Genomic DNA, 26,998 nt, shown 5'->3' with positions numbered 1-26,998 from the left:
CTAAGCGGTGTTTCAGCCGATCCGCCATTCCTGCGCGCGGTGGTTGACGCACCAGTTCTGGTGCAGCTTCGCCTTGTTGCCCAGGCCCCGACCGGCGATCTCCAGGCACTGGCCGCTGTGCCGCGCCCGGAGCTTGAACGTGCCGCTGCCGGTGGGCTCGACGATGAACTGCTGGTTGAACTTGGTGGCGCTGCAGGTGTACTGCGTCGCGTCGGCGGTCGGGTCCTGGCTCGCGTCCCAGACGTCGACGCACTTGCCGCTGTGCGCGACCTTGATCCGCACGGCGTTGGCCTCACCGACCTGCTCCAGCGTCCACAGCTGGTGCTGCTTGCCGGAGTCGCAGGTGTACTGGGCGATGGCCGCCTTGTTGTCCCTGCTGGCGTCGGCCACGTCGAGGCACTTGGCGCTGTTGGCGTTGCGGACGAGGTCGTAGGTGACCGCGCTGGTGCCGATGGCGGACGGCGCCTGCGGCTGAGCGGACGCGGCCTGTGCGCCCGTCAACGCGAGTGCGGCGGCAGACAGCGCAATCGCGGCGCTGACACGGCGAAGGATCGAACGGGCCTGGGGAATCCGGGTGAACAATGTGCCCTCCGTGGCGTGACGACCGGGTCCCTGCGACCGGTCTGTCGGCGATGAGGCTGGGCCGCGCAGCTTCGGCGGAGATTCGGTGGTCGTGTGATCGGCTGCTCAGACGACTCCTGAGGGGGAGTTGGTGGTGGAGTTCGGACTCCTCGGCGACGTCGAGGTCCGCGTGGACGGCCGGACCGTGGACATCGGCCACGCCAGGCAGCGGTGCGTGCTGGCGGCGTTGCTGGTGGACGCGAACCGGCTGGTGCCCGTCGACGCGCTGGTCGACCGGGTGTGGGGCGAGCAGGTGCCGCATCGCGCGCGCAACGCCGTGGCCGGGTACATGTCCAGACTCAGACAGGTGCTCCCCGCCGACGCCCGGATCACCGGCCGGCAGGGTGGTTACGTCCTGACCGTCGATCCGTTGTCAGTTGACCTGCACCGGTTCGACCACCTGGTGGCGCGGGCGCGGTTCGAACCGGACCGGGCCGCCGCGTTGCTCACCGAAGCGCTCGGGTTGTGGCGCGGCGAGCCTTTCTCCACTTTGGACACTCCGTGGCTCGCAGGAGTGCGGTCCGGGTTGGAGGCTCGCCGGCTGGCCGCGCGGCTCGACCTCACCGACCTGGCACTGGACCAGGGACGGCACACCGAGCTGCTGGCGGAGCTGGAGGCCGCACACGCGCTGTCCCCGTTGGACGAGCGGCTGGCCGGGCAGCTGATGCTGGCGCTGTACCGGTCTGGACGGCAGGCCGACGCGCTGCTGCGGTACGAGCAGGTCCGGCTGCGGCTGGCCGATGAGCTGGGTGCTGATCCCGGGCCCGCGTTGCGGTTGCTGCACAAGCAGATGCTGACCGCGGACCCGTCGCTGACGATCAGCGTCGCCCCTGCCCGTCCGGTGCCGCGGCAGTTGCCGGCACCGCCGCCGTCGTTCGCCGGCCGAGGTCGCGAGCTGGCCGCGCTGGACGCGATCATGATCAGTCAGCACCCGATCGTCCTGTCCGGCACGGCGGGGGTGGGCAAGACGGCGCTGGCGGTGCACTGGGCGCACCGGGTGGCCGACCGGTTCCCGGACGGGCAGCTGTACGTCAACCTGCGCGGCTTCGACCCCAGCGGCGCGGTCATGACGCCCGGCGAGGCGGTGCGCGCGTTCCTCGACGCGCTCGACATCGACCCGCAACGCATCCCGGCGGGTCTCGACGCGCAGGCCAGCCTGTTGCGCAGCGCGCTGGCCGACAAACGCGTGCTCGTCGTGCTGGACAACGCCAGGGACGCCGACCAGGTCCGGCCGTTGCTTCCGGGCAGTCCCGGTTGCCTGGTGCTGGTGACCAGCCGGAACCGGTTGGCGGGCTTGGTCGCCACGCACGGCGCGTACCCGTTGGCGTTGGACCTGCTGTCCACCGGGGAGGCGCACGACCTGCTCGTCGACCGGCTCGGGCTGGACCGGCTGCGCACCGAACCCGACGTGGCGGACGAGATCATCTCGCGGTGTGCCGGGCTGCCGATCGCCTTGACCATCGTGGCGGCTCGGGTCGCCTGCACGAGCTTTCCGTTGCGCGCCATCGCCGCCGAGCTGCGCGGCGGACTCGACCCGTTCGACGGCGGCGACTCGGCGACCGACGTCCGCGCCGTGTTCTCCTGGTCGTACCAGGCGCTGGAGCCGGCGCCGGCGCGGCTGTTCCGGTTGCTCGGCCTGCATCCCGGTCCCGACGTCTCCGCCGCGGCCGCCGGGAGCCTCTTCGGGTCGGCGGTCCGTCCGCTGCTCGCCGAGCTGACCCGTGCGCACCTGCTGACCGAGCACCAGCCCGGCCGGTACGTCTTCCACGACCTGCTCCGGGCTTATGCGATGGAGCAAACTCAGTTCCACGACACCGCCTCTGAACGACGTGCTGCCACTGGCCGGATGCTCGACCACTACGTGCACACCGCGCACGCCGCGACCAGGCTGCTGAGCCCGACCCGTGACGTGATCACTCCGCCGGCGCCCCAGCCCGGCGCGTACCCGGAGTGCCTCACCGACTTCGCGCAGGCCCTGGCCTGGTTCACCACCGAGCACCACGTCCTGCTGGCAGTCGTCGACCACGCCGCCGCCATCGGCCTCGACGCCCACGCCCGGCACCTGGCGTGGGCGCTGGCCGAGTTCCTGGAACGCCGCGGCCACTGGCCCGATCTCGCTCTGGTCGGTGAGGTCGCCCTGGCAGCCGCGTTGCGCTTGGCGGATCCGCTGGCGCAGAGCCACGCCCATCGCTACCTGGCCCGCGCGAGCACGCAGCTCGGCAACCTCGACGAGGCCCACACGCACCTGCGGCGCAGCCTCGACGTGTCCAGTGACGCGATCGGCCAGGCGCTCACCCACCGCGAGCTCGCCTTCGTGTGCGAACGGCAGGGCCATCACGACCAGGCGCTGCACCACTCCTCGCAGGCCATGGAGCTGTACGCGGAGGCCGGTCACCGGCGCGGTCAGGCAGGCGCCTTGAACGCCGTCGGCTGGTACCAGGCGTTGCTCGGCGACTTCGCGCAGGCGTTGACGTCGTGCCAGGCGGCGCTGGGGTTGCTGGAGCCCGACGACCTCGACGGGCAGGCGTCGACCTGGGACAGCCTCGGCTACATCCACCACCACCGGGGCGATCACCGCGAGGCCATTGCCTGCTATCAGCGGTCTTTGCAGGTGTTCCGGTCGCTCGGGGACCACTACTGGACCGCTGACGTGCTGATCCACCTCGGCGACAGCCATCTCGCGGCCGGTGACCCCGTCGAGGCTCGGGCGGCCTGGCAGGAGGCGTTGGGGATTCTGGAGGACCTCGGCCACCCGCACGCCGAGGCGGCACGGACGCGGCTCAGTCCTCCAGTGCCGCGATGATCGGGTCAGGCGCGAGCGGTCGGTCCAAGTCGCGCAGGCGTTGCTCGACCTCGGTGACCTTCTCGCTGATCACCTCGCCGAGGTCGGCCGCTCGAGTCCGGATCCGGCCAGGATCTGCTCGACCTCGACGAGATGGAGCCGAGCGGCTGGGCGCGGCGGACGAAGGCTCGGGCTTGTGCCACCGCGCGATCGACCACATCACGACCACGGTGCCGAACAGCGCCGAACAGGTGCAGCATCCCGGCGGACGTCCAGGGCGTGGCGAAGGCGAGGCTCGCCACCAGGTCGTACAGCGCGCCTGCTCGGCCCCAGCGGGCCACGTCGTGTGTCATGGTGATCACGATGGACCCTGCATCGTGGTGCAGAGTCGACCGTGCTGACGAGGGAGCGGCGTGACCGGCCAGATCCTCCGCCACGCCGGCCACGTCGAGGCCGTGCGCGTGCGGTTCGCGGCCGTCCACGACGCCAGCGCGGTCGTCGTCGGCGACGAGACCGTGTACGGGCGGCTGTGCCGGTGGATCATCGGGGCCGTGCTGGAGAAGCACGTCCGGCAGGACGAGCTGGTCGCCTACGTCGAGGAGAACCTGCGCCTGATCGTGGCCGGGCTGTTCCGCGAGGCAGGGGAGCAGCCACCGGCCCCGGACCCGGTCCGCGCGGCCGCCGTGCCCTCCTTGGTCGCGCCGGTGGAAGAGGCGGCGAGACCGGCCATGGAGCAGATCGGGCCGCTCAAGGACGTGCTGGACGAGCTGACCGGCCGCCCCGACGTCATCGCCGCGCACGCGAAGACCTGGTGGAACATCGCGGTCGCGTTGCTGGCCATGGCCGAGGAGCTGGAGGAGTTCGCCGAGCGCGACGTGCCGGCGTGGGACGGGGCTGCGGAGCACCAGCGGTTGATGGGGCACAACATCGACGCGATCAAGGGCCTCAGCTCGGTGTCGGCGGCGTTCGCGGAGATCACCGAGAGCGTCGGGGTGCTGGTCGCGCAGACGCGGCGGCTGGTGCGGGAGCTGGTCGTCAGCCTGGCCGTGGCACCGTCCGACGCGACGTTTCAGCGGCTGACCTGCCGGATCGCGGTGTACGGGGTGGCGTTGGACGCCACCCTGACGCACCTGGAGAACCGGCTGAACGGTTAGACGGCAGCCCGGCGGGCACGGCGGCGGGCGATGGACGGCAGGAACCACATGTAGACGCCCGTGCCCATCAGGACGAACAGGGGCAGCAGCGGGATGTACGAGACCCACACCGCCGAGCTGTCGACGGTCAGGGCCACGGCGGTGAAGACCACGGTGGCCATGAAGACCATGCTGACGACGCGGTGGAACTGCCGGATCCGCTTGTTGCCGCTCATTTCGTCCTCCCAGGTTGTCTGTTGGGGACAACGTTAGGAGTGGCGGATCGACCGTGCTTCTCGATTCCTGACCACTCGCTAGTAGGGTCGCTGGCCATGCAGTTCACGTCCCCCGTGCTGGTGGGCCGGAGCGAGGAGACATCAGCACTGCGGGCCGCGCTGACCAGGGCCGAGCAGCATCGCGGTGGAGCGGTGTTCCTCGTGGGGGAACCGGGAATCGGCAAGTCGCGGCTCGCAACGGAGCTCGTCGGGCACGCCTCGCAGCGCGGCTTCCGCGTGCTCAGAGGACGGGCGAGCCGCGCGGTGCCGTTGCGGGCGCTGTGCGAGGCGGTGCTGTCGGCTTTCCGCAAGGACGAGCAGCAGCTCGGCGCCTACCTGCCCGTGCTCACGAGGATGATCACGGACGCACCGAGCGGTGTGCCCGATCCGGCCGTGGTCAGGGCCGAGGCAGTCCTCAGACTCGTCACTGCCCAGAAGACCGTTGTCCTGCTTGAAGATCTGCACGATGCGGACGGCGAGACGCTGGCCGTCGTGGACTACCTGCTCGACAACCTCGCGGACGAACCCGTCCTGCTGCTCGCCACTCAACGACCGCATCCCGATGCCGCGCGACGTCTCGCGGACGAGGCCGCAACACGCCGGACGGCACAAGTGTTGCGGCTCAACGGGTTGACGGACGAGGAAGTCGCTGAACTGGCCCGGCACCACCTCGGCAGACCCGTGCCGGAAGACGTCCTGGCCAAGCTCACCAAGATCGCGGACGGGGTTCCGTTCGTGGTCGAAGAGCTGCTCAACGCAGATCTGCATGCCGGGGTGCCGCCGACGGTGGCCGCGGCGACGTTGCAACGGGTCGACGCGCTCGAACCCGACTGCATCGCGCTGCTCGAAGCCGCCGCGATCTTCGGCCGCACCTTCCCGCTCGACGTCGTGGCGGCGATGACGAACCAGGACAACGCGACCAAGCTCCTGCAGGACGCCGAACGGGCGCAGCTCGTCCACGGCCACAAGTTCCGGCACGCGCTGACGGCCGACGCAATAAGAAGCCGGATGACACCGACGGCCGAAAAAACGCTGGCCCGAAGAGCCGCAGAAACGACAGAGGCGTTGCGCCCCAACGAGTTGGAGCTCATCGCGGAGCTGTGGCAAGCAGGCGGGGACAACGAGAAGGCGGTTGACTGCCTCATCAGGGCCGGACGGCACGCGGCGGCGCTGGGCAGGTTCGGCACCGCCGTGGAACTGCTCGAACGCGGCCAGGCCCTGGACGAAAAACCGGCAGAGCTCCTCGACGCGCTCGCCCAAGTGCTCCCACTGGCCGCGGTCGTCGTGCCTGCGGACAACGGCGCGCGGGCGTTCGCGTTGGGGGAGCGGCTTCAGCAGTCGCTCACCGCAGCGCACGCCACCCCGGAACGCCGTGCCGCGGTACGCCTCGCGCAGGCCAGGGTCGCGGCCGTGGCAGGGCAGTGGGAACGCGGGCTCGACCTGATCGCGTCGACCAAACAGGCCTGCGCGGCGGTCGACGTCGTGAAAGCGGCGCTCCTGCTCGGACTCAACCAGCTCGACCTCCTGCCCAAGGCCCGCGCACTCGCCGAACGCGCGGCTGCCACCGGAACTCCGGAGATCGTCTGCGAAGCCCTCGAAGTGCTCACCCGGTGCACCAGAGGCCAGGACCTGGCCGAGGCACGGCAACACGTCCAGCGCTGGCTGCAGGTCGCCGAACAGCACGGCCTCGCGGCGTGGCGGCTGCGGGCGCTGCTGGAGCTGGGCATCACCGACAAGTACCTGACCACGACCGTCGACACCCTGCTGGCCGCGCGCCAGGCGGCCGAGGACGCCGGCGCCATCGTCATCCTGATCGCCGCCGACCTGCACATCGGCGCGACCCACCTCGTGCGCGGTGAGTACCAGCAGGCCGCCGAACACGGTGCCAGCGCCAAGAAAGCCGCCGAAAGACTGGGCCTGCACGCGTTGCAGGCACTCGCAGTCGCGATCGAGGCGGGCATCGCGGCGATGCACGGCGATCGCAAGGCGACCGACCAGGCCCTCAAACAGCTGCGCGACCACGGTGGTTCCGCCGAGATCTGGGCCTACAGCTCGGCGGTTTGCGCGCTCATGGAAGAGCAGTACGACCGTGCGCTGGCCGAGTTGGACGAGGTCGAGCAGCAGGTCACCGAACCGCGGATCCTGCGCGGCACCTTCTACCAGGGGCCGCGGCTGCTGGTCAGGGTCGCGCACGGACTTGCGGGCTGGCCGGAGTACGAACGCCTCGCCGAGTCGCATCTCGCCCAGGTCCAGCTGCACCGCACGTACTTCGCCTGGAGCCGCGCGATCCTGCTCGGCCGGGACGGACACAAAGATCAAGCAACCGAAGCCGCGAACGAAGCGCTCAGCGCCGAACTCGGCCTGCCGCGCCTGCTCGGGCTGAGGCTCGCGGGCCCGGCCGCGCTGGCCGACGGCTGGGGCGAACCGCTGGAGTGGCTGAGAGAAGCCGAGGAGTACTTCCACCGGCTGGGCGTGCCCGCCGTCGCCGCCGCGTGCCGGGCGGTGCTCAGAGAGGCCGGCGCACCCCGCCAACGACGGCGGCGCGACCACGACACCGTGCCCGCCGAGCTGCGCAAGGCCGGCGTCACGGTCCGGGAGTTCGAGGTGCTGCGGCTCGTCGTGGAACGGTTCGGCAACGCCGAGATCGCCGAACGGCTGTTCCTGTCCCCCCGAACGGTCGAACGCCACGTCGCCAACCTGCGCGTGCGCACCGGTCAGAGCTCCAGGGCCGAGCTCATCAGGTACGCGCGCCCACTAATTGAGGGGTCAGCCCGCATGTAGCCGCGCGCGTCCCCCAGCAGACTCCGCACCAGGCCCGAGTGATGCCGGGCCGCGAGGAGGGGGAAGCACGATGAGTGCAAACGGCTGGCCTGGTCCAGTGCGCTGAGGCGACGGCGGCGCTGGACTCGGTGGGGTGTCCAGCGCCGTCGTCACCGATGGCGGAAACTTTCTTGGCGCGAGATGTCGATACTGATATCTCCCGTTCGACGCACCTATGACAGCAAGCGCGAACACCAAGGAGAACCCCGATGCGCACCCTGATCGCCACCGCGTTCGTCTCGCTCGACGGCGTCGTCGAAGCCCCCGGCGGCGAGCCCGGCCACCGCAGCTCCGGCTGGACGTTCCAGGACATCGAGTTCGACGAGGCCGCCTACGAGATCAAGGGCCGCGAGCAGGACGAAGCCGCGGCGATGATGATGGGCCGGGTCAGCTACGAGGGGTTCGCCCCGGTGTGGCCGACGCTCGACTACTTCCCGCGCTACAACGTGATCCCGAAGTACGTCGTGTCGAGCACGCTCAAGGAGGACCAGCTCGTCGACAACTGGGGCGAGATCACGATCCTGCGCTCGCTCGACGACGTGGCCGCGCTGAAGGAGACCGACGGCGGCCCGATCTCCATCCACGGCAGTGCGACGCTCAACCGCAACCTGTCCGACGCGGGCCTGATCGACCGCTACCACCTGCTGGTGTTCCCGGTGCTGCTCGGCGCGGGCAAGCGGCTGTTCAGCCAGACCGACAAGGCCAAGCAGATGCTGAAGCTCGTCGAGAGCGAGTCGTACTCGAACGGCATCCAGAAGCTGGTCTACGACGTCGTGCGCTGAAGCTCGCGCACCCTCGTCGGTGTGAGCTGCACGAGGACGATCGCGCCGATGAGAACGGCGGCACCGACCAGCTGCAGGTACGACAGGGTCTGGCCGAGGAACGCGAACCCGAGGACCGTCGCCACGAGCGGGCTGCAGAACCCGAGGAACGACAACCCGATCGCGGGCACCCGGTCCGTGCCGCGGAACCAGACCGAGTAGGCGAAGAGCGAGCCGAGCACGACGAGGTAACCGAAGCCCAGCGCGTTGGTGCCGGTGATCGTGCTCGGCAGACCTTCGACCAGGAGCAGCGCCGGCAGCAGCACGATCCCGCCCGCGGTCAGCTGCCAGCCGGTGAACAGCAGCACGTTCACCGGGCGCTGCCACCGTTTCGTGAGCACGATGCCGGACGCCATGCACACCGCGCCGCCCAACGCGGCGAGCACGCCGACGAGATCCAGCTGTGCGGTGGCCTTGAGCACCAGCAACGCGACGCCGACGGACGCGGCCAGGCAGGCGAGCACGTGGGGAAGCCGGATCCGGTCACCGAGCAGCACCGCGGCCAGCACCAGCACGATCACCGGCTGGACCGAGCCGACCAACGCCGCCACGCCGCCGGGCAGGTGGTAGGCAGCGACGAACAGCAGGAAGAAGAACGCGCCGATGTTGAGCGTGCCCAGCACCAGTGCGCGCCACCACCAAATGCCTTGGGGGAGCACGCGTCCGAACATCAGCAGGATCAGGCCCGCGGGCAACGCGCGGACGGTCGCGGCGAGCAGCGGCCGGTCCGGTGGCAGCAGCTCGGTGGTGACCAGGTAAGTGCTGCCCCAGATCGCCGGCGCCAGCGCGGTGATCGCCGAGTCCGCGAGCAGTCGGTTGCTTCGCACGGCCTACCTCCTGTCGGTGCCGAAGAACCGGTCACCGAAGTCGCCGATGCCGGGCACCATGTAGGCGTTGGAGTTCAGGCGTTCCTCGATCGCCGACGTCACGATCCGCACGCGCGGGAACCGCGAGCACACCGCCTCGATGCCTTCAGCCACCGTGATGAAGGTGACGAAGACGATGTTCTCTTCCAACACGCCCTGGTCGAGCAGCACTTGAATCGCGGCGTTGGCGGTGCCGCCGGTGGCGAGCATCGGGTCGAGCAGCAGCACGTGCCGGGACGCGATGTCCTGCGGCAGGTTCGAGTAGTAGAGCCTCGGCAGCTTCGTGGCGTCGTCGCGCTGGATCAGGATCTTGCCGATCCGCGCGCCTCTGACCACCGCCCGCAGCCCGGCCTCCATGCTCTCGCCTGCCCTGATGATCGGGACGCCGACCAGGCGAGCGGCGCACCGAAGCCCGCGATAGGTCGCGCCGACCGGTGTGGCGACGTCGTGGGGTTCGAACGGCAGCAGGTCGAGGCCGGCCTCGACGAGCAGCCGGATGATCCGCTCGGTGTAGAAGACGAAGTCCTCGCGCGAACACTCGCGGGAGCGGACGATCGTGTGCATCGCGCGCAGCTGGTCGGTCTGCGGCAACAAGAAGACGTTCTTCTCGAGGTACGCGTCGATGGAGGTCACGGGCATTCCCCGACGGCGGCCACGACCCCGGCGAACGAGTCGACGAGCCAGGTGGGGTTGGCACTGAGCAGCTGCTCGACGCTGTGCACGCCGTAGGTCACACCGATCGACGACATCCCGGCCGCGTGCGCCATCAACACGTCGTGCGTCGTGTCACCGACCATCACCGCGTTCGAAGCCGGCACGCCAAGCCGTTGCAGCACCACGACTCCGGACTCGGGATCCGGCTTCGGGCGGGCGACCTGATCCGCGCCGACGACCACGGCGAACTCCTCGCGCAGGCCGGCCGCGACCAGCAGCGCCTCGGCGTTCGCGATGAACTTGCTGGTGGCGACGGCGAGCTGGAAACCGTCCTGCCGCAACGAGTCCAGCCCGTCGAACACGCCGGGGAACACCAGCTGCGGCGCCATCGGCAGCACGATCTTGCGGAACGTCGACTGGTAGAGCGAGACGCACGTGGCGACCACCGGCTCGTCCTCGGAGACGCCGAGCACCTTCGCGAACGCGGCGGGCAACGGCAGCCCGATCGTGCCGCGGATGGAGCCAGAGTCCACCGTGGGCAGATCGAGCTGGGCGAACACCGCGGCGAACGTCGTGACGATCCCGCGCGGGCTGTCGACGAGAGTGCCGTCCAGGTCGAAGATCACGCACCGGTTCACGACGAGAACTCCTTCGCATGTGCGGCAGCGAGTTCTCCCGCGACCTCGGCTGTGCTCACCAGCACCGCCATGTTCGCCTTCGCGGAACGGCCCTCCGTCGCGCGGTCGACGGCGCGCATCAGGTACTTGGTGATCGCCTGCCCGGAAACGCCGTCCCGGTCAGCTCGCGCCACGGCCTCGGCGATCACGGCCTCCACCTCGGCGCCGTCGATGGCGTCCGATGTCCTGGTGGGTGTGGTGATCAGGAACGAGCCGGGGTTGCCGAGCGCCCAGTGGTTCTCGACGGCACGGGCCAGCTCCAGCGGGTCGTCGACGCGGTGCGGGCTGCGCAGACCGCTGGACACGCAGTAGAACGCCGGGAAGTCGTCCGAGCGGTAGGCCACGACCGGGACGCAGTGCGTCTCCAGGAACTCCATGGTGAGCCCGAGGTCGAGGATGTTCTTCGCGCCCGCGCAGACCACCGCGACCTTGGAGCGGGTGAACTGGATCAGGTCCGACGAGACGTCCATCGTGCGTTCGGCACCGCGGTGCACGCCGCCGATCCCAGCGGAGGAGAAGAACTTCAGACCCGCCAGCGAAGCCGCGATCACCGACGACGCGACGGTCGTGGCGCCCAGGCCGCCGCGGGCCAGCACGATCGGCAGGTCGCGGCTGCTGACCTTCGGAATCCCCGGTGTGGCGGCGAACCGCTCGATGTCGTGCTCGGAGAGGCCCACCAGGATCCGGCCGTTGTCGATGCCGATCGTCGCCGGTACCGAGCCGCCCGCGCGGACCGCGTCCTCGACCCGGCGGGCGGTCTCGGCGTTCTCCGGGTAGTCCAGGCCGTGCGTGATCACGTTGGACTCCAGCGCCACGACGGGCTGGCCGGCCGTGATCGCCTCGGCCACCTCCTCGCTGTACACCAGCGGAACCGTCACGACTGGCCTCCCGCGATGGCCAGCGTGACCGCCTTGGTGACGGCCGCGATCAGCTCCGACATCTGCTCGTCGGTGAGCAGCACCGGCACCCGAGCGGCGGCGATCTCCTGCTGCACCGTGCCGCGCTGCCGCATCGACGCCAGCAGCTCGTCGATGTCGGGCTCGTGCAGCAGGCTGTAGTGGTCGGCCTGCAGCTCGACCACGACCGGGTCGGTGACCGAGAAGCCTTCGCTGCCCTCGATGAACGAGTAGTCGTCGCCCTGCGCCTTGAAGATCGTCAGCGGCGCGTGGATCGTGCGCTCGGCCAGCTCGCTGAAGGTGTACTTGAAGGAGAACGTCTCGGTGACGATCCGGATGATCCGCCGCACCAGTTCGCTGTCCAGGTCGCGGAACTCGCTGCTGATGAACGCGGCGAAGGTGTCCTCGTCCTGCGCGACCTGCAGGCACCGCTCCAGGCGGGCGTCGGTGATGCTGCCCGCGAACACCGAGAACAGGATCGTGACGAACGCCCGGTTGTCGTACGAGGCCTCGTCGCTGGCTCGTTCCGCCCGCACCTTCGGCGAGCCCGGCGCGATCAGGAACAGGTTCGCGACCTCGTTGCCCGCCTGCTCCAGCTGGTAGGCCGTCTCGAACGCGACCCGCGCGCCGAAGCTGTAGCCCCACAACGTGTACGGGCCGTGCGGCTGGACCTTCTTGATCGCCTCGATGTCGGCGGCGGCCATCTCGCGGATCGTGCCGTACGGCGTCTCGCCCTCGTTGATGCCGTGTGCCTGCACGCCGTAGAACGGCCGTTCGGACCGGCTGGCGAGCGTGCGCAGGTTCATCGGGTACCCGCCGAGACCCGGCCAGCAGAACACCGGCACAGCGTCACCGTTGGGCTGCAACGGAACCAGTCGCGAGATCGGTCCTTCGTGGACACCGTCGACCCGGCGGGCGAGCTGCTCGATCGTCGGCGACTCGAAGAGCACCTGGAGCGGCAGACTGGTGCCGAAGTCCTTGTTGATGCGGTTGACCAGGCCGACCGCGATCAACGAGTTGCCGCCGGTCTCGAAGAAGTCGTCGTGCGTCGAGACGGTCTCGCGCTTCATCAGCTTCTTCCACATCTCGCTGATGCGGCGCTCGGTGGTGGTGCGCGGCGCGACGAACGGCCGGTCCTGGTCGTCGACGTTGGTCTTGTCGGACGCTTCCAGGGCCTTGACGTCGATCTTGCCGTTCGCGGTGACGGGCAGCTGGTCCAGCACCACGACCTTGTTCGGGATCATGTAGTCCGGCAGGAAGTTGACCAGGTCGTCGCGGATCAGCTCGGCGGGACCTTTCATGTGGACGACGTCTTCCTTCATGCCGGGGCTGCGGCGCTGTTCGTAGGACACCTTGCCGCCCAGGAAGAAGTACGACGGTCCCGGCTTCTCGCCGATGTCGCCGAGGATCCCGTTGATGCGCTTGGCCGACGGCAGGTCGTTGTCCGACTTCGAGCTGTAGCCCGACGACATGAAGCCGAGGTCGACGTCGTTGGCGGACAACCGGTGCATGGTCCGGCCGAGGTCGATGTAGCGCCGCCAGTCCTCACGGGACCGGCTGATGGCCGTGACGCCGAAGCTCGCCCGCTCGTAGACGGCCTGGTTGATGGCGATGACGTGCTTGCGCAGCACCAGTTCGTCGGACACGCGCTCGAACGTGCCGTCGCGGTACCGGTACTGGCCGCCCGGCAGGTTCGTGACCTTGCCCGGATGCGTCTGGACGTAGATGTCGACGTCGTCCTGGCGGAGTCCCGAGTACGCGCACAGCTCGAACGTGCCGAGGTAGTAGTCCTCGTCGGCGACCTCCAGCCGGTCCTTCGTGGCGGGCGTGGCCCCGGCGGCGCGGACGTCGAGGCCGTAGTCCGGCAGGACCTCCTCGAAGAGCCCGAGCATGTGGCCGGTCTCGATCTCCAGCACTTCCTGGATGTTGTTGAGGTAGACCGACTCGATCGCGGCCTTGCGTCCGATGAAGTGCAGCTTCGCCTGCGCGTCGAGGCTTTCCTGCACCGACGTGATCAGCACGAGCTGGTGGCGCAACGGGTGGTAGTAGTACAGCCCGGCCGGCAGCCCCGCGATGTGGTGCAGTTCCAGATAAAGCTGCGTCGCGTACAACGAACCAGGCGACGCGTAGCCGTACTTCGGCAGCAGGCGCTGTTCGCTGAAGTGTGCGCCGAAGTACCGCAGGATCTCGCCCAGTTCGGCGAACCGCACGGACTTCGGTTCACGCGAACCGGCGCCGACGGCCTGGCGCTCCAGCAGCCGCAGCAGGTCGGCGTCGGTGACCTTGCCGCCCTCGTAGAACCGGTACGACTTGCGCGAGAACACCACTTTCCGCTGCAGGCACGAGGCTTCCTCGCCGGGCAGTTCGAACGACTCGCGCCCGCGCAGGTCGTCGCGCACGCCGGGGTTCGACAGCTGCGCGCGGACCTGCAGGCGGCTGGCCTTCGACTGGTGGTGCGAGCCGGCGTTGCCCTGGTCCATCAGGGCGGCTTCCCTGGGGTTGAGCTCGACGCACGCGATCAGGTTCTGGAACCCGGTCCGCTCGTCCTCCTTGACGATCACGGCGGCGTTGCGCACCCAGTCGTGCGTCTCGATCGCGAGCCGGATCTCGTCCAGTTCGACCCGGTAGCCGCGCAGCTTGACCTGGCTGTCCGCGCGGCCGGCGAACTGCACGGTGCCGTCGAGGTTCTGCGTGACCAGGTCACCGGTGCGGAACATCCCGTCGACGAACCGTTCCTCCGTCAGCTCCGGCTGGTGCAGGTAGCCGCGGGCGACCTGGACGCCGCCGATGTAGAGCTCGCCGATCTCGCCCGGCGTGACGAGGTCCCGGTTCTCGTTCAGCACGAAGTACGTGGTGTTGGCGACGGGCAGGCCGATCGAGATGGACTTCGGTGCCTCGGCCAGTTCCGCGGGATCGACCACGTGGGACGACGAGTTGATCGTCGTTTCCGTTGGCCCGTAGAGGTTGATGAGCTCCACGCCCGGCATCGTCGCGACGAAGCTCTGGGCCAGCGTGCGGGACAACGCCTCGCCGCCGCTGAAGACCTGCCGCAGCGACGTGACGGTGTGGAACTCCTCCGTGTCGATCAACGCCTGGAGCAGCGTCGGCACGCACTGCAACGTGGTGACGCCGTGCTCGCGCATGGTCTCGATCAGCATCTCGGGGTCGCGGTAGATGCCGGGGCGGCCCATCACCACGGTGCCGCCGACCGCGGGCGCCAGGATCTCCCACTGCGCCGCGTCGAAGCTCATCGGCGTCTTCTGCACCACGCGCTTCGTGCCGTTGATGCCGTGCGCATCGTGCAGCCACTGCATCTGGTTGACGATGCTGCGGTGCTCGATCATCACGCCCTTGGGCCTGCCGGTGCTGCCCGAGGTGTAGATGATGTACGCGAGGCTGTCGTGCGCGGGGGAGAAGCCGTCGTCGAACGCCTCGTCGCAGTCGTCGAGCGTGACGATCCGGACGCTGCTCGGCGCGAGCTCCCGCAGGCGGGCCTTGAGCGCGGGCTGCGTCACCACGACCTGCGTGCGCGAGTCCTCGATCATGTACCGGAGCCGCTCTTCCGGGTACTCCGGGCTGAGCGGCAGGTAGGCGCCGCCACCGCAGAGGATTCCCCACGCGCCGATGACGAGGTCGAGCGACGGCTCCACGAACATGCCGACGCAGTCGTCCTCGGTGATGCCGAGCCGCCGCAGATGCGTGGCGAGCGCCGAGCTCTGCTCGAACAGTTCGCCGTAGGTGAGGCTCGCTTCGCCGAAGACGACGGCCGTGCGGTCGGGGTGTTGCTCGACCTGCTTGCGCAGCAGGTCCGGGAGGCAGCCGCCGTCCACTGCAGGTTCGTGCGACATCTCAGAAATCCCCCAAGCGATCGGCGGACACGGCAGGTGAACGAGGCTTCATCAGTTGGTTGAAGAACGTACGTTCGACGGCTTGAAAAGTGCCGGAATTTCGCCGCAATGGGACATGCTTCGGGGACGAATGGTTGCCGGATCATGCTCAATGGGGTTGGGTGAACGGCAACTTCGAGGGCGGGGGCCAACGAGGATGAATGTGCTGGAGTACGTGGCCGATCGCTGGGATCGGCTGTCGTTGCAGGCGTTGCTGCACGTCAGCGCCGTTGTGCAGTGCACTGTTCTGGCGACCGTGCTCGGTGTGGTGATCGGTGTCGCGGTGTATCGCAGCCCGGTCGGATCCGCGCTGGCCACCGCCTTGGCGAGCACGATTCTCACCATTCCGTCGTTTGCACTGCTCGCGTTGCTGATTCCGGTGTTCGGGTTGGGCGCGGACACGACGGTTGTCGCATTGGTCCTTTACGCGTTGTTGCCGATCGTGCGGAACACCATCGTGGGACTCGCGGGTGTGGATCCTGCGGTCAGCGATGCCGCCAGAGGTATTGGCATGAGCAGAACCGGGGTGCTGACGCGGGTTGAGTTGCGGCTGGCGTGGCCCGCGATTCTGGCCGGAATGCGGGTCGCGACGCAGATGCTGATGGGCATCGCGGTCATCGCGGCGTACGCGAAAGGACCCGGTCTGGGGTCCGAGGTGTTCTCCGGGCTCGCCAACGCGGGCAGCGCGAACTCGGTGAACCAGGCCCTCACCGGCACGATCGGCGTGGTGATCCTCGCCCTGCTGCTCGACGGCGTCTACGTGCTGGTCAACCGTCTCACCGTCTCCAGGGGTGTCCGTGGCTGAAAAGGGTAGTGAGATCCGGCTCGACCACGTGACCAAGCGGTACCCCGGACAGAAGGTCGCGGCGGTCGACGACTTCTCGATGGTCGTGCCGGCCGGGCAGATCGTGGTGTTCGTCGGGCCGTCCGGGTGCGGCAAGACGACGACCATGCGGATGATCAACCGGTTGATCGAGCCCACCTCCGGCACGATCACGATCGGCGGCGAGGACGCGTTGCGGATCGACCCGGACGAGCTCCGGCGGCGGGTCGGGTACGCGATCCAGCAGGCCGGGCTGTTCCCGCACTTCACGGTGGCGCAGAACATCGGTGTCGTGCCTGGATTGCTGGGCTGGGACAAGAAGAAGGTCGACGCTCGGGTCGAGGAGATGATGGACCTCGTCGGGCTCGATCCCGGTGAGTTCGCCGGCCGCTTCCCCCGCCAGCTCTCCGGTGGCCAGCAGCAACGGGTCGGGGTCGCGCGGGCGCTGGCCGCTGATCCACCGGTGTTGCTGATGGACGAGCCGTTCGGCGCGGTCGACCCGATCACGCGCGGGCACCTGCAGGACGAGCTGCTCAGACTGCAGGGCGAGCTGCACAAGACGATCGTGTTCGTCACCCACGACTTCGACGAGGCGGTCAAGCTCGGCGACCGGATCGCGGTGCTCGGCGACCGGTCGACGATCCTGCAGTACGACACGCCGGACGCGATCCTGGCCAACCCGGCGGACGACACGGTGGCCGGGTTCGTCGGCGCCGGTGCGTCGTTGAAAGCCTTGACGTTGCTCAGGGTTCGCGATGTCGAGCTCGGCACGGCGGTTACCGCGCGGGTGGACGCCCAACCGTCCACTGTAGACATTGACGGCGAGCGGTTCGTTCTGGTGCTCGACCAGCGCGACCGGCCGTTGCGGTGGGTGCACCAGAACGAGCTGCGGCACGCCAGTTCGCTGGCCGGCATCGGACGGCCGGTGCAGGACTCCGTGACGCTGCAGTCGACGCTCCGCGACGCGTTGGAGGCGATGGTCAACGAGGGCGGGCGCGCGATCGTGACCGGCAGCCGGGGCGAGTACGTCGGCACGCTCGACCTCACGACGGTGACCGAGGTCGTGCAACGGTTGCGAGCGTCCGCATGACGGCCGAGCGGATCAGGTTCTGGGCGCAACCTCTTGCGGTGCTGCTGATCGTCGGCGGCGTGTTGGCGTGGGTCTTCTCCAGCACGTTGACGGCAACCGAGAAGAGCACCCTCAACGCTTCGTCGTTGTTGCAGGCCTTGGCGGACCACCTGTTGATGACGATCGTGGTGACCGCGATCGTGGTGCTGGTGGCGGTTCCGGCGGGCGTTGTGGCGACTCGCCCGTGGGCCCGTTGGCTCGCACCGGTGTTCCTGGCCGTGGCGAACGTCGGGCAGGCCGCCCCTGCGCTGGGCGTGCTGGTGCTGTGGTTCCTGTTCACCGGTGCGTCGGGCGGGCTGTGGGTGGCCGCGCTGCCGCTCGCGTTCTACTCGCTGCTCCCGGTGCTGCGGAACACGATCGTCGGTCTGCAGCAGGTCGACCCGTCCCTGGTGGACGCCGGCCGCGGCATCGGCATGTCGGCGTCGGGTGTGCTGTGGCGGGTGGAGTTCCCGTTGGCGACACCGTTGATCCTCGCCGGCCTGCGCACGTCGCTGGTGCTCGCGGTGGGCACGGCGACGTTCGGGTTGTTCGTCAACGCGGGCGGGTTCGGGTTGCTCATCGACACCGGCTACAAGCTGAACCTGATGAAGGTGCTGGTGACCGGCTCGGCGCTGGCGGCGGGCCTCGCGCTGCTGGTCGACTGGGTCGGCGCGGTCATCGAGCAGTGGTTCGGCCCCAAGGGGTTGCGATGAAGAGGCTGCTGGTTTTGTTGCTGTTGCTGGGTGGCTGCGGTCTGGACGTCAACACCGCGTTGCCCTACAAGGTGTTCCCCGGTTCTATCCAGCCGGAGTCGTCGCTCAAGGGCGTCGAGATCACCGTGGGCTCCAAGGACTTCACCGAGAACATCCTGCTCGGCTACCTGGCCGAGATGGCGTTGTCCGCCGCGGGTGCGGACGTCGTCGACCTGACAGACCTGAAGGGCTCGCAGACCGCACGGCAGGCGCTGCTCAACGGCGAGGTCGACGTCACCTGGGAGTACACCGGCACGGGCTGGATCAACTACCAGGGCAACGAACTTCCCGTGCCCGGCGGGGAACAGGCGCAGTACGACGCCACGAAGAAGGCCGACCGCGAACGGTTCGGCGTCGAGTGGCTCGCATATTCGCCGCTCAACGACCAGTACGCGTTCGCCGTCACCGAGGCCTACGGCGCGCAACACGGGTTGAAAACGACGTCGGATCTTGCGGCGTTTCTCGCGAAGAACCCATCCGAGGCCGTCTTCTGCCTGGAGACCGAGTTCACCAGCCGTCAGGACGGTTTCCCTGCGGCGCAACGGACCTACGGCTTCCCGAGCACCGAGGTGAAGAACTTCGGCATCGGCACGATCTACTCGGCCGTCGCGAACGGCACCTGCCCGGTCGGTGAGGTGTTCACCACCGACGGCCGGATCGCCGCGCAGAAGCTCCGCGTGCTCGAAGACGACAAGAAGGCCTTCCCGCAGTACAACGTCGCTCCGACCGTGCGCGCCGAGTTCCTGGCCCGCCACCCGTCGGTGCGCACCCCGCTGGAAACGGTGAGCCGCGCGCTGACCAACGACCAGATGATCGAGCTGTGCCGTCAGGTGGACGTGGAGGGCAAGGACGCGGGCGAGGTGGCGCGGAACTGGATGGTGTCCAAGGGGTTGGTCCGAACGGACTGATTCCCAAGTGGACTCGCGCGTGTGAGAATCTCCCTGCACTGGGGATGGAACGACTGGGGGGACTCACATGCGTCGTACGACCGCGATTTGCGCTGCGCTCTTGTTGCTGCTGACACCGGCGGTACCGGCCCAGGCGCAGAACCTCTGCACCTGGACGCCGTCGGAACTGCCGTTGCCCGCCGGCGTCACCGGCGGCCAGGTGCTGTTCGCGGCGCCGAACGGCTACCTGGCAGGGCAGGCGACCTCCGGAGCGTTGCTGCTCTGGCACAACGGCACGCCCGTCGAGGTGAACGCACCGGTCACGACCCAGCTCGGGCTCCAGGGCGTCAACGGCAGCGGGGAGCTCGTCGGCTACGACGGGCGGACGCGCACGCCATTCGTCTACCGGGACGGCACCTTCCAGACCCTGCCCGCGCCCGCCGACGGCACCACCTCCGCGGACGGCATCAACGAGGCCGGCGACATCGTCGGCACCGACCGGTCCGTCCACTGGCCGCCCTACCGCACCGTGGTGTGGCCGCGCAGCGAGCCGGGCACGTACCGGTTCGTGGCAGAAGACGTGGCCAGGGGCATCGACGACGCCGGGCGCGTGGTGACCGAGAAGGGCTACGTGGTCAACCCCGACGGAACTCGCCAGGACCTCGCGAGCTCGCCCAACCTCAACATCCGCAAGGCCCAGGCCGGCCAGGCGCTCGGCAAGAAGTTCGGCGATTACTACGCCCTCTGGCGCTGGGACGTCGCCACCGGTGCGGCCGTGCAGCGCTACGAGCTGAACGACCCGACCCCCATCGGCGTGAACACCTCGGGCCAGCTGGCCACCTGGAACGACAAGGGCGACGGCACCAGGGCCACCGTGCTGGTCTGGCGCGGCACCGAGTTCTTCGGCGAGCTCGCCGTCGGTGAGCGCGTCCGCGCCGTGGCGGAGAACAACGACCTCGCCGGGCAGCGCAAGGCAGCGGACGGCCGTTGGGTGCCCGCGACCTGGACCTGCGTCTAGTTCCCGAGCGCGTCGACGAGGACGGCCGGCACCTCGATGGTGCCGTGCCCCTCGGTCGACACCGTCGCGTAGACCACGTTGCCGCTGCAGACGGTCTCCCCGTCCCGGCGGAACGCGAAGCCGAGCGTGAAGCTCTTCCCGCCGATCCTGGCCGTGCTGATCACCACCTCGGCCTCGTCGCTCTTGCGCACGCCCGAGTTGAAGTCGAGGTCCACGTGCACGACGTGGGCGTCGAACCCCAAGCTCGGCCAGCTCCCGTACGGCAGGCCGCGGTCGGCGAAGAAGGCGTCGACCGCCTCGTCCACGTGGCCGAGGTACCACATGTTGAACATGACGCCCTGGCCGTCGATCTCGTAGAACCGGGGCGTGAAGGTGTAGCTCACCGCATCGCCTTTCCGACCGGCGGGATGACCGACACCATCGACGCGGCCAGCCACAGCAGCAATGCCACACCGGGAACGATGATGAACGTGCCGCCCTCGTTGATCGTCAGCCTGATGACGGCGAAGACGTAGTAGCCGCTCACGAGAAACCCGAGCGCGGCGAGAACCCAGCGCGCGAACCCGAGCCGGGCGAACAGCAACCCGGCCAGCAGCAACACCACACCGCCGGCGGTGTAGGTGGCCGCGATCGCCGCGTCGCCGTTGCCGATGACGTCGCGCCCGAACGCCAGCCCGAGCAACGCGACGGCGGCTTCCGGGGTCTGCCGGACTCCCTCGTCGGTGTTGAGCCCTGCCAGCACGAAGCACAGCACGGACACCAGCAGCCACAGCCCACCCGCGAGGAAGGCGGGCGCGGTGCTCGGCCGTGGACTCCAGCCTTGCGGCGGTGGTGGTCCCCATCCCTGCGGCTGCTGTGGTTGCCAACCCTGGTTCGGATGCACGGCCGTCACGATACGAGCCGTCCTGCCCGGCTGCCCGCGGTTCGGCCCGATCTGAGTTACGAGTGCTTGCGATCGGTGTGGCCGAGCGACCGCTCCGGCGCCACCCGGTCGCGCACCAGCTGCTTGAGCACGGCCAGGTCGGGGAAGCCGTCCTGCTCCTTGCGCGACCACACGGTCTCGCCGTCCAGCCGCACGTCGAACACGCCGCCGGTGCCGGGGATCAGCGCGACCTCGCCCAGCTCGGTCGTGAACGTGGTCAGCAGCTCCTGCGCGGTCCACCCGGCACGCAGCAGCCACCGGCACTGGGTGCAGTACTCGATCTCCAGACGCGGTGTCCTCATGCCTGTGATCTAACCGAGGTACCGGCGCGGGTCGCGTTGGTGCCCCAGTTCGCGAGCAGCTGCAGCGCCTCGGCGGACGCGGTGCTGGGCTCGGCGGTGTAGGTGGTGAAGAACAGGTCGGGCTCGCTCGGCATCCGCAGCGTCTCCCACTGCAGCGTCAGTTCACCGACGAGCGGATGGCGCAGCTTCTTGACGCCGAAGGCCTTCTCCTTGACGTCGTGTCTGGCCCACAGCTGGCGGAACAGCTCGCTCTTCACCGACAGCTCGCCGACCAGGGCGGCGAGCTCCGGGTCGTTCGGGTAGCAGCCCGCGTCCATCCGCAGGAAGCCGACGACGTCCGCAGCCTTGCTCTCCCAGTTGACGAAGAGGTCCTGGTAGGACGGTCGCAGGAAGATGAACCGCGCCCAGTTGCGTTCGCGTGGTTCCAGTTCGCCCCAGTCGCCGAACAACGCCGCGGCCATCGGGTTCCACGCGAGGACGTCCGAGCGGCGGCCGCCGATGTACGCGGGCACTCCCACGCTGTCGAGCAGGTGTTGCAGGGCGGGTCGCACATGTGAGCGCGCCGCCTTCTTCTTCTTGCTGTCCAACGGGCAGTGCGTGAGGTTGCGCAGGTGCGTCTGCTCGGCGTCGTTGAGCTGCAACGCGCGGGCGATCGAGTCGAGCACCTCGGTGGAGACGTTGCGAGCGTTGCCCTGCTCCAGCCGCGTGTAGTACGCGACCGAGACGCCCGCGAGCTGCGCCAGCTCTTCGCGGCGCAGGCCCGGCACGCGGCGGGTCCTGCCGTACCGGGGCAGCCCGACGTCGTCAGGCGACAGCCGCGCTCGACGGCTGCGCAGGAACTCGCTCAGCTCGGTGCGCGGATCGACGGTCATGGCGTTGAGTATCCCCGGACCAGCGACGTCGTGCCTGCTACTGCCAGTGGTAGGCACGCCAGTCGTACGAAAACCAGGTGTCTGGGTAGCGCTCGCGGAGAGGAGCAGTGTCGGCAAGCGACACGACAGAACGAGGAGAATCTTTGATGAGCACCGTCGCTGCCTACGCCGCTCCCGCACCCAAGGCACCGCTGGAGCGCACCACCATCGAGCGTCGCGCGGTCGGCGCGCACGACGTTCTGATCGACATCAAGTACGCGGGCATCTGCCACTCCGACATCCACCAGGTCAACGAGGGCTGGGGCGAGGGGATCTTCCCGATGGTGCCCGGCCACGAGATCGCCGGCGTGGTCGCCGAGGTCGGCTCCGAGGTGACCCGCTACGCCGTCGGCGACCGCGTCGGGGTCGGCTGCATGGTCGACTCGTGCCGCGAGTGCGAGTTCTGTCTGCGTGGCCTTGAGCAGTACTGCGCGAACGGCAACACGATGACCTACAACGGCATCGACCGTCACGGTGACGTCACCTACGGCGGCTACTCGAAGCAGATCGTCGTCGATGAGAACTACGCCGTGCGCATCCCGGACTCGCTTCCGCTCGACGTGGCGGCGCCGCTGTTGTGCGCGGGCATCACGCTGTACTCGCCGTTGAAGCACTGGAACGTCGGCCCCGGCAAGAAGGTCGCGATCGTCGGCCTCGGTGGGCTCGGCCACATGGGCGTCAAGATCGCCCGTGCGCTCGGCGCCGAGGTGACCGTGCTGTCGCAGTCGTTGCGCAAGAAGGACGACGGCCTCAAGCTCGGCGCCCACGACTACCGCGCCACCAACGACCCGGCGACGTTCGCCGAGCTGGCCGGGAAGTTCGACGTCATCGTGTCCACGGTGTCCGCGCCGCTGGACTTCACCGCCTACCTCTCGCTGCTCAGGACCGAGGGCGCGCTGGTCAACGTCGGCGCTCCGGAGGAGCCGATCTCGGTGAACCTGTTCGGGCTGATCGGTGGCCGCAAGACGCTGGCCGGTTCCATGATCGGCGGCATCGCGGAGACCCAGGAGATGCTGGACTTCTGCGCGGAGCACGGCCTGGGCGCGGAGATCGAGCTGATCAACGCCGACCAGGTCAACGTGGCCTACGACCGGGTGCAGTCGAGCGACGTGCGCTACCGGTTCGTGATCGACACCGCCACCATCTAGTGGCGTGTCACGCAACGTTGGCGAGGTAATTCACGCTCAGCACCACGATGCACCCGTCTGACCGCAAATTCCCCCGGCAACGTTGCGAGCCACGCCACTAGTAGTGCTTTGTTAGGTGTTGATGACCTGGGGTGTTGTTGTGGGTGTTGGGGTCTGGACGGGTTGTCGGCAGGTGTGGCAGACGCCTGTCCAGACCGCGAGTAAGGCCTGGAGTTCGCGCAGGACCGCGTAGAGCGTCAGGCCTGCGCAGGGGCTTTTGGGGTGCGGCGGAGCTGGGTGCAGATGGCCTGGGCGACGGCGGCGAGGGTGACGTGGCGGTGCCAGCCGAGCCAGGCGCGGCCTTCGAAGTGGTCCAGGCCGAGTCCGTCTTTGAGTTCGCGGTAGTCGTGTTCGATGCGCCAGCGGATCTTGGCCAGTCGCACCAGGTCCCGCAGCCGGATGTCGGCGGGCAGGGTCGAGAGCCAGTAGTCGGTGGGCTCGGGTGCGCCGGGCGGCCATTCGGCCAGCAGCCAGCACTCGGGCAGGCTGCCATCGGCGGCGCGGGGGATGTTGCGGCTGGCGGGCCGGACCCGCAGCGCGAGGAACCGTGACCGCATGGCCGCGGTCGGGTTGCCCGGCGACTTCTTGGATCCGTGGCGCCACACGACAAACTTGCCCGCCGACCGGCCGGCGTTCATGACCAGAGTCTTCAGATCCACGGGTTTGTCCTGGTAACGCGGTCCGGGTGGGCGGCCGTTGCCGATCCAGGCCGCGGTCGTCGGCACGGCGTCGGCGGGGTGGGCGGTCGCGTCTGCCCTGACGGCCAGCACGTAGGTCAGGCCGCGTTGGGTCAGGCCGAGCCGGAACTCGGTGGCGTCGCCGTAGCCGGCGTCGGCCACCACCGGCCGCGCCGGCAGGCCCCACTCGGCGGTGACCTCGTCGAGCATGTCCAGCGCCAGCCGCCACTTCTCCCGATGCCGCACCTCGTCCGGGATCGCACTGCGCGCCCGGCGAGCCCGGATCTCAGCCGCCGCCATGTCATCGGCGGCTTTCTCGTCGTCCCACGATTCCGGCAGGAACAACCGCCAGTCGATCGCCGCCGAGGCCCAGTCGGTGACCGCGTGCACGCTCACCCCGATCTGGCAGTTCCCCGTCTTACCCAAAGCGCCGCAATACATCCGCGCCACACCAGGAGAGTCCTTGCCGTCCTTGGGAAAACCGGTGTCGTCGATGACCAGCGCGTCCGGATCGACGAACCCCGCGGCCCACCCGGCCAGGCGCCGCCGCACCTCGACGTGGTCCCACGTCGAGGTGCTCACGAACTGCTGCAGCTGCTGATGATCGACCCCGAGCCGCGCCGCCATCGGCTGCATCGACTTGCGCTTGCCATCCAGCATCAGCCCACGCAGATACAGCTCACCCTTCGCCCGCTGATCACGCCGCGCGAACCCACCGAACACCGACGCGGCGAACTCCTCGATCACCGGTCGAACCCGGGCCATCTCCTCCGGAGTCACACCACAAGAAGATCACATCACTCGATCAACACAGCAGCCGCACCTAACAAAGCACTACTAGGCCGGTGGGCAGGGCACTCCGGACTCGTGCGACTTGACGGCACCGGCCAGCACCGAGTCGAGCTGCCGGAGCGTGTCCTGGAGGTCCTCGATCTGCTTGATGACGGACGACCGGTGTCCCCGCAGCGTGGCCAGCACCTGCGGGGACGCCACGCCGGTCACCACGCACGGCAGCATCTCCAGGATCGCCGCACTGGAGATGCCCGCGGCGTACAGCTGCTGGATCAGCTGCACCCGATCGACGGCGTTCTCCCCGTAGTGCCGTTGCCCGCTCTCACTGCGTTCGGAGACGAGGAGCTGCTGCTCCTCGTAGTAGCGCAACGCGCGCACGCTCACGCCGGTCTTCGTCGCCAGCTCGCCGATGCGCATGAGACCTCCGCCACAAAAGCTACCTCTGACGTCAATGTCAGGTTTCTACCTTAGCTGCCATGCTTCTCACCAGCTACCGACTCGGGAACCTGACCCTGCCGAACCGTCTCGTCATGGCGCCCATGACCCGCGCACGAGCCGTGGACGGCAAACCGGTCGCGTCGACCGCCACCTACTACGCCCAACGCGCCACCGCCGGGCTGATCGTCACCGAAGGCGTGCACCCGAACGCGGTCGGCCAGGCCGGTCCGTTCATGCCCGGCATCCACGACGACTCCCAGATCGAGGCCTGGCGAGTGGTCACGGATGCCGTGCACGCCAACGGCGGCCGCATCTTCGCCCAGCTCATGCACGGCGGCCGCATCGGTCACCGTGAGGTCGCCGGGCACGATCCCGTTGGCCCGTCGGCGATTGCCGCGAACAGCGAGGTGTTCACGCCGGCCGGCATCGTGCCCGCGCCGGTGCCTCGCGCGTTGAGTGTTGACGAGGTCCAAGAACAAGCGCAGGCGTTCGGCGACGCGGCCCGGTGCGCGGTCGAGGCCGGGTTCGACGGGGTCGAGCTGCACGGCGCGAACGGTTACCTCATTCAGCAGTTCTTGTCCTCCAACGCGAACCTGCGGGGTGACGCGTACGGCGGCTCGATCACCAACCGCATCCGGTTCGCCGTCGAGGCGGTCGAAGCGGCGGTGGACGCCATCGGTGCGGACCGCGTCGGCATCCGGCTCTCACCTGGCGGCGAGGTTCAGGACATCGTCGAATCCGACATGCCCGCGCTGTATGACGCGTTGCTGAAAGCGTTGCCGGACATGGCTTACATCCACGTGCTCGCGACTGCCGAGGACGAGGTGCTGATGGGGTTGCGCAAGGCGTGGCCCACCGCGTTCATCCTCAACCCCGGCGGCCAGATCGGCCCGCACGAGAGCACTCAGGAGCAGGGGGAGCGCTGGCTCGCCAACGGCGCCGACCTGATCAGCTACGGCCGCGCGTACCTGGGCAATCCCGATCTGGTCGAACGGTTCCGGCTCGGCCTGCCGCTCGTGAGCACCGATCGCGAGACCTGGTTCCAGACCGAGGCCGGGTACGTCGACTATCCCAGCTATCAGCACTGAAGTGCGCGCATGAGGTGGTCGACGAGCCGTTCGAGGTAGCCGGGCTCGACTTCCGCCCGCCGCACCGACAGCCGCCAGTAGACCGGCGCGGCGACCAGGTCGAGCGCGATCTCGACGTCGAGGTCCGCCGGCAGCTCGCCCCGTTCGACCGCCCGCCGCAGCGTGACCGCTCCGAGCGCGCGGCGGGGTTCGCCGATGGTCGCCGCGATCGCCTCGGCCAGTGCGGGACTGCGGACGGCCTCCGCCGTGAGGTCCGGCAGGATCGTCGCGAACCGCGGGTGGGTGAGCCAGTCGTGCACGGCGGTCACCGTTGCGAGCAGGTCGCCCCGAAGCGAGCCGGTGTCCGGAACTTCGGCCAGTGGCACGGAGAACTCCGACAGCGCCGCGACCACCATGTCCTGTTTGGACGGCCAGCGCCGGTACAGCGCGCTCTTGCCGACCTCCGCGCGTTTGGCGACGGCCTCCATCGACAGCCGGCCGTAGCCGTGCTCGGCCAGCTCGTCCAGCACCGCCTCGGTGATCGCTTGCGTCACCTGGGGCTGCAGGACGGCGGCGCCGGTCGGGGTGCGCTTGGTCATGTGGCACATCATAGGACTGGACGAGACGGTCCCGTCCCGCCTACCGTGGTGGACGGGACGGGACCGTCTCGTCCATTTCGTTT

26 protein-coding genes are annotated in these 26,998 nt (G+C 68.8%); 11 read left to right on the top strand and 15 right to left on the bottom strand.

Annotated elements, in window-relative coordinates; translation table 11 throughout:
- Window positions 1-12 precede the first annotated feature (12 nt).
- The gene (locus DI276_RS20105; protein WP_157984815.1) at window positions 13-582 is read right to left on the bottom strand and encodes an RICIN domain-containing protein; all 570 of its coding nucleotides are present in this window, start codon (window positions 580-582) and stop codon (window positions 13-15) included.
- Window positions 583-715: 133 nt separating this feature from the next.
- Between DI276_RS20105 and DI276_RS20100 the strand changes: the two genes are divergently transcribed.
- On the top strand, window positions 716-3,424 hold the full coding sequence (locus DI276_RS20100; protein ID WP_198680765.1) for an AfsR/SARP family transcriptional regulator: 2,709 nt from the start codon (window positions 716-718) through the stop codon (window positions 3,422-3,424).
- Here DI276_RS20100 and DI276_RS50080 read toward each other — a convergent pair.
- Window positions 3,402-3,623, bottom strand: coding sequence for a hypothetical protein (locus DI276_RS50080; protein WP_157984814.1), 222 nt, complete (start codon window positions 3,621-3,623; stop codon window positions 3,402-3,404). The genes DI276_RS20100 and DI276_RS50080 overlap by 23 nt on opposite strands.
- Window positions 3,624-3,816: 193 nt before the next feature.
- Between DI276_RS50080 and DI276_RS20095 the strand changes: the two genes are divergently transcribed.
- Window positions 3,817-4,557 carry a hypothetical protein gene (locus tag DI276_RS20095; RefSeq protein ID WP_112265581.1) on the top strand — a complete coding sequence of 247 codons (741 nt, stop codon included), beginning with the start codon at window positions 3,817-3,819 and terminating at the stop codon, window positions 4,555-4,557.
- Here the strand turns inward: DI276_RS20095 and DI276_RS20090 are convergent.
- On the bottom strand, window positions 4,554-4,772 hold the full coding sequence (locus tag DI276_RS20090) for a hypothetical protein (RefSeq protein WP_112265579.1): 219 nt from the start codon (window positions 4,770-4,772) through the stop codon (window positions 4,554-4,556). The genes DI276_RS20095 and DI276_RS20090 overlap by 4 nt on opposite strands.
- Before the next feature lie 96 nt (window positions 4,773-4,868).
- Here DI276_RS20090 and DI276_RS20085 point away from each other — a divergent pair, with 96 nt between their 5' ends.
- On the top strand, window positions 4,869-7,592 hold the full coding sequence (locus DI276_RS20085) for an ATP-binding protein (protein ID WP_112265577.1): 2,724 nt from the start codon (window positions 4,869-4,871) through the stop codon (window positions 7,590-7,592).
- Between the two features lie 248 nt (window positions 7,593-7,840).
- Window positions 7,841-8,413 carry a dihydrofolate reductase family protein gene (locus tag DI276_RS20080; RefSeq protein WP_112265575.1) on the top strand — a complete coding sequence of 191 codons (573 nt, stop codon included), beginning with the start codon at window positions 7,841-7,843 and terminating at the stop codon, window positions 8,411-8,413.
- On the opposite strand, the gene DI276_RS20075 is transcribed toward DI276_RS20080, so the two are convergent.
- Genes DI276_RS20075 through DI276_RS20055 form a run of 5 tightly spaced genes read right to left on the bottom strand, consistent with a single transcriptional unit; the run spans window position 8,395 to window position 15,393 of the window.
- Window positions 8,395-9,279 (bottom strand): EamA family transporter, encoded by an 885-nt coding sequence (locus DI276_RS20075; protein WP_112265573.1) that lies wholly within the window; start codon window positions 9,277-9,279, stop codon window positions 8,395-8,397. The two genes, DI276_RS20080 and DI276_RS20075, sit on opposite strands and share 19 nt — an antisense overlap.
- Window positions 9,280-9,282: 3 nt before the next feature.
- Window positions 9,283-9,951: a uracil phosphoribosyltransferase gene (gene upp / locus DI276_RS20070; RefSeq protein ID WP_198680764.1), complete on the bottom strand. Its 669-nt coding sequence runs from the start codon at window positions 9,949-9,951 to the stop codon at window positions 9,283-9,285.
- Window positions 9,948-10,610 carry an HAD family hydrolase gene (locus DI276_RS20065; RefSeq protein ID WP_112265569.1) on the bottom strand — a complete coding sequence of 221 codons (663 nt, stop codon included), beginning with the start codon at window positions 10,608-10,610 and terminating at the stop codon, window positions 9,948-9,950. The genes upp and DI276_RS20065 overlap by 4 nt, the downstream gene beginning before the upstream one ends.
- Complete coding sequence (locus DI276_RS20060; RefSeq protein ID WP_112265566.1) at window positions 10,607-11,527, bottom strand: pseudouridine-5'-phosphate glycosidase; 921 nt, start codon at window positions 11,525-11,527, stop codon at window positions 10,607-10,609. The genes DI276_RS20065 and DI276_RS20060 overlap by 4 nt, the downstream gene beginning before the upstream one ends.
- Window positions 11,524-15,393 carry an amino acid adenylation domain-containing protein gene (locus DI276_RS20055; RefSeq protein ID WP_112265564.1) on the bottom strand — a complete coding sequence of 1,290 codons (3,870 nt, stop codon included), beginning with the start codon at window positions 15,391-15,393 and terminating at the stop codon, window positions 11,524-11,526. Before DI276_RS20055 ends, DI276_RS20060 begins: the two co-directional genes overlap by 4 nt.
- Window positions 15,394-15,589: 196 nt before the next feature.
- Between DI276_RS20055 and DI276_RS20050 the strand changes: the two genes are divergently transcribed.
- The 5 genes from DI276_RS20050 to DI276_RS20030 all read left to right on the top strand — a co-directional run bounded on the left by DI276_RS20050 (window position 15,590) and on the right by DI276_RS20030 (window position 20,020).
- Window positions 15,590-16,237 carry an ABC transporter permease gene (locus DI276_RS20050; RefSeq protein WP_112265562.1) on the top strand — a complete coding sequence of 216 codons (648 nt, stop codon included), beginning with the start codon at window positions 15,590-15,592 and terminating at the stop codon, window positions 16,235-16,237.
- Window positions 16,224-17,345: an ABC transporter ATP-binding protein gene (locus tag DI276_RS20045; protein ID WP_232836773.1), complete on the top strand. Its 1,122-nt coding sequence runs from the start codon at window positions 16,224-16,226 to the stop codon at window positions 17,343-17,345. Before DI276_RS20050 ends, DI276_RS20045 begins: the two co-directional genes overlap by 14 nt.
- Window positions 17,342-18,076, top strand: a complete 735-nt coding sequence (locus DI276_RS20040; protein ID WP_112265560.1) for an ABC transporter permease — start codon at window positions 17,342-17,344, stop codon at window positions 18,074-18,076. The genes DI276_RS20045 and DI276_RS20040 overlap by 4 nt, the downstream gene beginning before the upstream one ends.
- A complete protein-coding gene (locus DI276_RS20035) occupies window positions 18,073-19,023 on the top strand; it encodes a glycine betaine ABC transporter substrate-binding protein (RefSeq protein WP_112265558.1) in 951 nt (316 codons plus the stop codon). The genes DI276_RS20040 and DI276_RS20035 overlap by 4 nt, the downstream gene beginning before the upstream one ends.
- A gap of 67 nt (window positions 19,024-19,090) precedes the next feature.
- Window positions 19,091-20,020 (top strand): hypothetical protein, encoded by a 930-nt coding sequence (locus DI276_RS20030; RefSeq protein WP_157984813.1) that lies wholly within the window; start codon window positions 19,091-19,093, stop codon window positions 20,018-20,020.
- Here the strand turns inward: DI276_RS20030 and DI276_RS51025 are convergent.
- From DI276_RS51025 to DI276_RS20015, 4 genes are read right to left on the bottom strand one after another with little or no spacing between them, the layout of a single operon-like run.
- Entirely contained in the window at window positions 20,017-20,403 is a 387-nt protein-coding gene (locus DI276_RS51025; protein WP_198680763.1) for an acyl-CoA thioesterase, read from the bottom strand. The two genes, DI276_RS20030 and DI276_RS51025, sit on opposite strands and share 4 nt — an antisense overlap.
- Window positions 20,400-20,903 carry a hypothetical protein gene (locus DI276_RS51020; RefSeq protein ID WP_198680762.1) on the bottom strand — a complete coding sequence of 168 codons (504 nt, stop codon included), beginning with the start codon at window positions 20,901-20,903 and terminating at the stop codon, window positions 20,400-20,402. Before DI276_RS51020 ends, DI276_RS51025 begins: the two co-directional genes overlap by 4 nt.
- 56 nt (window positions 20,904-20,959) lie before the next feature.
- Complete coding sequence (locus DI276_RS20020; RefSeq protein WP_112265552.1) at window positions 20,960-21,244, bottom strand: SelT/SelW/SelH family protein; 285 nt, start codon at window positions 21,242-21,244, stop codon at window positions 20,960-20,962.
- A complete protein-coding gene (locus tag DI276_RS20015) occupies window positions 21,241-22,116 on the bottom strand; it encodes a helix-turn-helix domain-containing protein (RefSeq protein WP_112265550.1) in 876 nt (291 codons plus the stop codon). Before DI276_RS20015 ends, DI276_RS20020 begins: the two co-directional genes overlap by 4 nt.
- 146 nt (window positions 22,117-22,262) lie before the next feature.
- Between DI276_RS20015 and DI276_RS20010 the strand changes: the two genes are divergently transcribed.
- Window positions 22,263-23,303, top strand: a complete 1,041-nt coding sequence (locus DI276_RS20010; RefSeq protein WP_112265548.1) for an NAD(P)-dependent alcohol dehydrogenase — start codon at window positions 22,263-22,265, stop codon at window positions 23,301-23,303.
- 236 nt (window positions 23,304-23,539) lie between these two features.
- Here DI276_RS20010 and DI276_RS20005 read toward each other — a convergent pair whose 3' ends face one another.
- Window positions 23,540-24,799, bottom strand: a complete 1,260-nt coding sequence (locus DI276_RS20005; RefSeq protein WP_408610564.1) for an IS701 family transposase — start codon at window positions 24,797-24,799, stop codon at window positions 23,540-23,542.
- A 57-nt stretch (window positions 24,800-24,856) separates the two neighbouring features.
- Window positions 24,857-25,228: a MerR family transcriptional regulator gene (locus DI276_RS20000; RefSeq protein WP_112265546.1), complete on the bottom strand. Its 372-nt coding sequence runs from the start codon at window positions 25,226-25,228 to the stop codon at window positions 24,857-24,859.
- 59 nt (window positions 25,229-25,287) lie between these two features.
- On the opposite strand from DI276_RS20000, the gene DI276_RS19995 reads away from it, so the two are divergent.
- Window positions 25,288-26,337 (top strand): alkene reductase, encoded by a 1,050-nt coding sequence (locus DI276_RS19995; protein ID WP_112265544.1) that lies wholly within the window; start codon window positions 25,288-25,290, stop codon window positions 26,335-26,337.
- Here the strand turns inward: DI276_RS19995 and DI276_RS19990 are convergent.
- The gene (locus DI276_RS19990) at window positions 26,328-26,915 is read right to left on the bottom strand and encodes a TetR/AcrR family transcriptional regulator (RefSeq protein ID WP_198680761.1); all 588 of its coding nucleotides are present in this window, start codon (window positions 26,913-26,915) and stop codon (window positions 26,328-26,330) included. The two genes, DI276_RS19995 and DI276_RS19990, sit on opposite strands and share 10 nt — an antisense overlap.
- Between the last annotated feature and the right edge of the window lie 83 nt (window positions 26,916-26,998).

It is taken from the genome of Lentzea terrae, assembly GCF_003265345.1.
Lineage (GTDB): Bacteria > Actinomycetota > Actinomycetes > Mycobacteriales > Pseudonocardiaceae > Lentzea > Lentzea terrae.
The sequence above is the reverse complement of the archived record's forward strand: the minus strand, read 5'-3'. Positions and strand labels throughout refer to the sequence as shown.

Coding starts and splice junctions, on each gene's coding strand:
- DI276_RS50080 (WP_157984814.1), bottom strand. CDS start 3,623: ATGTGGTCGATCGCGCGGTGGCACAAGCCCGAGCCTTCGTCCGCCGCG.
- DI276_RS20090 (WP_112265579.1), bottom strand. CDS start 4,772: ATGAGCGGCAACAAGCGGATCCGGCAGTTCCACCGCGTCGTCAGCATG.
- DI276_RS20085 (WP_112265577.1), top strand. CDS start 4,869: ATGCAGTTCACGTCCCCCGTGCTGGTGGGCCGGAGCGAGGAGACATCA.
- DI276_RS20080 (WP_112265575.1), top strand. CDS start 7,841: ATGCGCACCCTGATCGCCACCGCGTTCGTCTCGCTCGACGGCGTCGTC.
- DI276_RS20055 (WP_112265564.1), bottom strand. CDS start 15,393: ATGTCGCACGAACCTGCAGTGGACGGCGGCTGCCTCCCGGACCTGCTG.
- DI276_RS20050 (WP_112265562.1), top strand. CDS start 15,590: ATGAATGTGCTGGAGTACGTGGCCGATCGCTGGGATCGGCTGTCGTTG.
- DI276_RS20040 (WP_112265560.1), top strand. CDS start 17,342: ATGACGGCCGAGCGGATCAGGTTCTGGGCGCAACCTCTTGCGGTGCTG.
- DI276_RS20035 (WP_112265558.1), top strand. CDS start 18,073: ATGAAGAGGCTGCTGGTTTTGTTGCTGTTGCTGGGTGGCTGCGGTCTG.
- DI276_RS20030 (WP_157984813.1), top strand. CDS start 19,091: ATGCGTCGTACGACCGCGATTTGCGCTGCGCTCTTGTTGCTGCTGACA.
- DI276_RS20020 (WP_112265552.1), bottom strand. CDS start 21,244: ATGAGGACACCGCGTCTGGAGATCGAGTACTGCACCCAGTGCCGGTGG.
- DI276_RS20015 (WP_112265550.1), bottom strand. CDS start 22,116: ATGACCGTCGATCCGCGCACCGAGCTGAGCGAGTTCCTGCGCAGCCGT.
- DI276_RS20010 (WP_112265548.1), top strand. CDS start 22,263: ATGAGCACCGTCGCTGCCTACGCCGCTCCCGCACCCAAGGCACCGCTG.
- DI276_RS20000 (WP_112265546.1), bottom strand. CDS start 25,228: ATGCGCATCGGCGAGCTGGCGACGAAGACCGGCGTGAGCGTGCGCGCG.
- DI276_RS19995 (WP_112265544.1), top strand. CDS start 25,288: ATGCTTCTCACCAGCTACCGACTCGGGAACCTGACCCTGCCGAACCGT.
- DI276_RS19990 (WP_198680761.1), bottom strand. CDS start 26,915: ATGACCAAGCGCACCCCGACCGGCGCCGCCGTCCTGCAGCCCCAGGTG.